Source organism: Psychrobacter sp. AOP5-GZ1-6, assembly GCF_052376345.1.
Taxonomy (GTDB): domain Bacteria; phylum Pseudomonadota; class Gammaproteobacteria; order Pseudomonadales; family Moraxellaceae; genus Psychrobacter.
Map to the genome: position 1 here is coordinate 1 of NZ_JBQSVP010000176.1, position 5,107 is coordinate 5,107.

Here is a 5,107-nt window from a genome sequence, read left to right on the forward strand (position 1 = left end):
ATATAATGTATCAACGACACTTGTCAGTCACGTCTGTTCTACTGATACTATGACCGTCTGATAAACTGATGGTAGTGTATATTTATATCTATAAATAATGACTCAAGAGTATAAAACTCAGCCCTGGTTAGTTCATGTAGATAATCATCGATCGAGTTGAAGATATACCCTATTATTTTAACTTTTACTGTGCCGGCAGATAATACTATGGCAACACTTTCAAATGCCGAAAAACGGTTTCTCAAAGAGCTAGTAACATCGGTCAAACGCCCTCTTAACTTAGCTTGGCTGTTTACTATCATCAACACATTGCTGTTTGTCTACCAAGCCTGGTTACTTGCTAGCCTTTTTAGCACTTGGCTTAACAACTACTTTAATGAGTTACCACTCGCCACTAATGTCAATAACTATTGGCTTGCAGCGCTAACTGTCTGTTTTATACTACGCCCACTGCTCAACAGTGGACGCGAGCTCATTAGTAGTCGCGCCAGTTTCAAAGTACGCAGTGATCTTCGTGAGTCTTTATTGTCAATCATGGCAAAACTAGGGCCGAATCTACGCTATTTTGGTAGTGATGGTAGTTTATCTAGCCAAATTATTGACCAAACTGATGCGCTAGATGGTTTTATCCGCAGTTTTAGTGTGCAACGCAAGGTTGCTGCCAGTACGCCTATTATTCTATTAACTGCTGTCGCATGGCAAAGTTGGGTTGCCGCAGCTCTCCTGCTATTGACCGCACCCCTAGTGCCTATATTTATGATATTGATTGGCCATTTAACAGCCAGTAAAAGTGCGGATCAATTTACCGCGTTGGCTCAGCTTAGTGGTCGCTTTTTAGATTGGGTACGTGGTATGCCAACGTTAAAGCGCTTACAAGCCACTGAGATCGCAGGCCATGACTTAGCCATTAGTAGCGAAGATTATCGCCGCCGTACTATGGATGTACTGAAAATTGCCTTCTTAAACGGTGCTATCTTGGAGTTACTGGCCGCACTGAGTATTGCGCTAGTGGCCGTTTATCTTGGCTTTGGCTTGATTGGTATCTTGCCATGGGATAAAGGTCATGTACCAGTACCATACTTTGGCGCATTATTTATCTTGTTATTAGCACCTGAGTTTTATTTACCATTGCGCCAGTTAGGTGCTGACTACCATGCTAAAGCAGAAGCCGAAGGCGCTATACAAAGCTTGTTGCCTATTATTGAGGCGGCAAAACCAGTGAGCACGACTGATATAAATGGCAACAATCATCAGTTTGATCCTAATATAAATACTACTGGTTCAACGTCATTAGATGTCTACCAAGCTTTCGGTATAAAACTGTCAAACCTAAATATCCGTAGCCAAATAATCACCTCGACAAAGTTAGACAATCAACTGCCACCTGATTCTACATCAGATACTCAATCCAGCCGCCAACCTATTTATCGAACCCGTCTGGCACCCACTACTTTTGATATAAAAGCGGGCGAACGGGTCGCTTTGATTGGCGATAGTGGCAGTGGTAAATCAAGTCTGCTCCAAGCATTGATGGGCTTTGTGTCTTATGAAGGTGACATCACTTTCATGAATGCTAATAGCACGGAGCAAGTGCCTTATCACGACATTGACCCAGAGTTACTACGACAAAATATAGGTTATTTGGCACAGCAAGTGGCACTGATGCCATTAACGATTGCAGAGAATTTGCGCCTAGCCAATCCTGAAGCAACAGATCAAGATCTGATTAACGCGCTGGATGTGGTGGCCCTATGGCCGCTGATTCAACGTTTACCTGACGGTATCAACACTCAGCTTGGTGAGCGTGGACAGGGCTTATCGGGTGGTCAGCAGCAGCGCTTAGGCATCGCTCAACTACTACTGCGTGATGACAGTCTTTGGCTACTCGACGAACCAACCGAACATTTAGATCCCGATACTGCCCAACATATTCATGCCTTACTTGAAACGGTTAGTCGTAATAAAACGGTATTGTGGGTAACACATGCGCATGAACAACTAGATTGGCTAGACAATGTGATTCAACTATCACTACCATTATCGGCTAACCACCAAACTCTCGATGATAATGAACCACCTAATCAGTTAGGAGGCGCACAATGAGCCAGCGTATATCACCTAACCCGCATGAACATCAGATGACGGATAAGCATGTACCAGCTTTTCGATTGCGGGATATGTTCAAGCCGTCATTTGATTTATGGCTCATCTCATGGCTGCTAGGATTGATATTTGCCATTTCTATCATCGCCCTGCTGATGATATCAGGCTGGTTTATCACCAGTGCCGCTTTAGCAGGCATGCTGGCCGTTGGCTCACATGCTTTTAACTACATGGTGCCAGCAGGAATCATACGCATGCTAGCGATGGCTCGTACAGCCAGTCGCTATGGTGAGCTAATGGTCTCGCATCATGCAGTGTTTGATTTATTAAAAACTCTCAGATTAAGCTTCTTTAATCGCTTGGCAGCTAAACCTTTAGCAGAGCAACGACAAGCTCTACATTCCGCTCAATATATGCATCGACTGGTCAGCGACATCGACAAGCTTGATGAGTTCATACTTCGGGTTATTTCCCCATGGTTGATTAGCACCATAACGATGATACTGCTGGCTGTCTTCATCGGTTTTGTACTGCCTATCAGTACCCTATTAAAGCTGGTTATCTTTGCTCTACTAACACTAGCACTATTTCTACCCTTGTGCGCCAGCTACTTAGGGATAGCTCAAGCACAGCGGTTGGCTGAAGCATCTGAATCTCGCCGCCATAAACTGCTTGCGCCGTTAGCAATCATTACCCAACTACTTTTATGGCAACAATGGTATACACAAACCAAAGACTATACGGCTCAAGACAATGCCTTACAGAAGTTAGAGTGGCAGGCACAGAAACAGCGATCAGGTTATATTTTAGGTATTCAATGGCTCTTTTATTTAAGCATTTTAGCGGTGTTGTTTGCTGTTGCCACATCAGATACAAGTGCCTCCTTCAATGTACCATTAATATTAGCAGTGATACTTGGGCTACTTGGTATTCAAGAGATCGTTGTGCCTTTAGGTCAAAACTATCTATCACTAGGAAACAGTATTGCCGCCAAAAATCGTTTGAATGCTTTGCTAAAGCAACAGTCTGATAGTGCTAATATGACAAAAGACAAGGTAAGCAAAGTGGATGCCACAAACGAGCCTGCCGAAATAAACGTACCTCACCCTTCATTACCACTGCCTACTGATGTACTCACAGCAGAGCTGAAAAACGTCTATACAAAAATACCCAAAGCATTGGTGGGTGCTCAAAATGTCAGTGCTTCTATTCAATCGGGCACACCGTTGATCATTCGCGGCCCTTCAGGATGCGGAAAGTCCACACTACTACAAATGCTCGCGGGTGAACTACCAGCCTTATCAGGTGAGGTGACTTTAAACGGTAAAGCTTGGGATGATTACGATTGGAAAGATCAACTTGGTTACTTAGGCCAGCAGCTCGATATTTTTGATCAAAGTTTGGCAGCTAATTTACGTTTGGGAAAGGCAAATGCCTCTGATGCTGAATTGATTGCGGCTTTAGATAAAGTTGGGCTTTCATCGTGGTTACGAGCACAGCCACAAGGGCTTGCCACGCCACTCGGCGAATATGGTGCAGCTATTTCTGGTGGTCAGGCAAGACGTATCGCTTTGGCAAGACTGTTGCTCAAACCGCGGCGAGTATTATTGCTCGATGAGCCATTTGCCGGTCTTGATACAGATAATCGAGCACAGGTGTGGCAAAATGTGCGCGCACATCAAAAAAATGATTTATTAATTATCGTCAGCCACCATGAGTGGAACATGGGACACTGTAAATCATTAATACTAGAGGAAAGTGTATTTACCAGTGACCTTGCATCCACGTGAGTGTAAACATATTGATAATAAAAAAACCACTTAGACCTTACCTAAGTGGTTTTTTATTTCAAGAAGCCGCTGCTTTAAACCGCTAAATCATCTTTTTCGCCCAGCTCATATAAAGCTCCTGCACGACCAACGATGAGTGGATCGACATTACCCACCTGCTTTTTATCTTTATTTTCGTACGGCAGTTTATTGAGTACATAACGCATGGCATTTAGACGAGCACGTTTTTTACAGTCTGACTTAATCACAATCCATGGCGATTCAGCAGTATCTGTATTATAAAACATCGCTTCTTTAGCAAGTGTATAATCGTCCCATTTGTCGAGAGAGGCTTTATCAATCGGTGACAATTTCCATTGTTTTAAGGGATGCGCTTCACGTTGGGCAAATCGACGTCGCTGTTCATCACGACTGACTGAAAACCAAAACTTGATCAAATGAACGCCTGAATCAATCAAATATTTTTCAAAGTCAGGCACTTGTTTCATAAAAGACTCGTACTCTTTATCGGTACAGAACTCCATGACTCGCTCAACACCAGCTCGGTTATACCAAGAGCGGTCAAACAAAACCATCTCACCTTGAGTGGGTAAATGCTGAATATAGCGCTGAAAGTACCACTGTCCGAGCTCTTGTTCGGTTGGTTTTTCAAGTGCAATCACCTTAGCACCACGCGGATTAAGATGTTCCATAAAACGCTTAATCGTACCACCTTTACCTGCAGCATCACGACCCTCAAAGACGATGACTACTTTTTGTCCAGTATCTCGCACCCAATGCTGTAGCTTCAACAGCTCAACCTGCAAATGATATTTTTGCTTCTCATAGTTTTTACGTGATAATCGGTTTTTATATGGATAACCACCTTCACGCCAATTATCAGACAATTCATCATCTTTGATACTACCTGTCTTTACGTAGTTGGCAAGTGCGTGTTTAGCAAATATATCCTTAAGTTTCATCAAATCATCAGGAGAAACATCATGAATCAAGGCTTGTAAATGCTCAGAAATACTATCGATATTACCATCAGCCAAATCTTTCAGTAATACTTGATCAATGACTTCTTTGGTCTTTACGCGAGAGCCATCTTCTTTCTTTTTGGTTTCGTACTTCTCGATGCCTTTTTTATCAGTAATGTAAACATCATTTACTTTTTCAACCTTACTTGGCTTTTTTGTCATAACTTACCCTCCTCACAAAATTAATAAAAA

Annotated in this window: 3 protein-coding genes; 2 read left to right on the top strand and 1 reads right to left on the bottom strand. The window is 42.8% G+C overall.

What is annotated here, in order from left to right:
* Nucleotides 1-207: 207 nt before the first annotated feature.
* On the top strand, nucleotides 208-2,103 hold the full coding sequence (cydD, locus tag ACT3RN_RS14375) for a thiol reductant ABC exporter subunit CydD (RefSeq protein WP_192518586.1): 1,896 nt from the start codon (nucleotides 208-210) through the stop codon (nucleotides 2,101-2,103).
* Nucleotides 2,100-3,893: an amino acid ABC transporter ATP-binding/permease protein gene (locus tag ACT3RN_RS14380; protein WP_192518587.1), complete on the top strand. Its 1,794-nt coding sequence runs from the start codon at nucleotides 2,100-2,102 to the stop codon at nucleotides 3,891-3,893. Before cydD ends, ACT3RN_RS14380 begins: the two co-directional genes overlap by 4 nt.
* 74 nt (nucleotides 3,894-3,967) lie before the next feature.
* Here the strand turns inward: ACT3RN_RS14380 and ppk2 are convergent, their stop codons facing one another.
* Nucleotides 3,968-5,077 carry a polyphosphate kinase 2 gene (ppk2, locus tag ACT3RN_RS14385; protein ID WP_192520998.1) on the bottom strand — a complete coding sequence of 370 codons (1,110 nt, stop codon included), beginning with the start codon at nucleotides 5,075-5,077 and terminating at the stop codon, nucleotides 3,968-3,970.
* Nucleotides 5,078-5,107 lie beyond the last annotated feature (30 nt).

What these genes read in the sequence shown, in the direction of transcription:
- ACT3RN_RS14380 (WP_192518587.1), top strand. Translation starts at nt 2,100, where the DNA reads ATGAGCCAGCGTATATCACCTAACCCGCATGAACATCAGATGACGGAT.
- cydD (WP_192518586.1), top strand. Translation starts at nt 208, where the DNA reads ATGGCAACACTTTCAAATGCCGAAAAACGGTTTCTCAAAGAGCTAGTA.
- ppk2 (WP_192520998.1), bottom strand. Translation starts at nt 5,077, where the DNA reads ATGACAAAAAAGCCAAGTAAGGTTGAAAAAGTAAATGATGTTTACATT.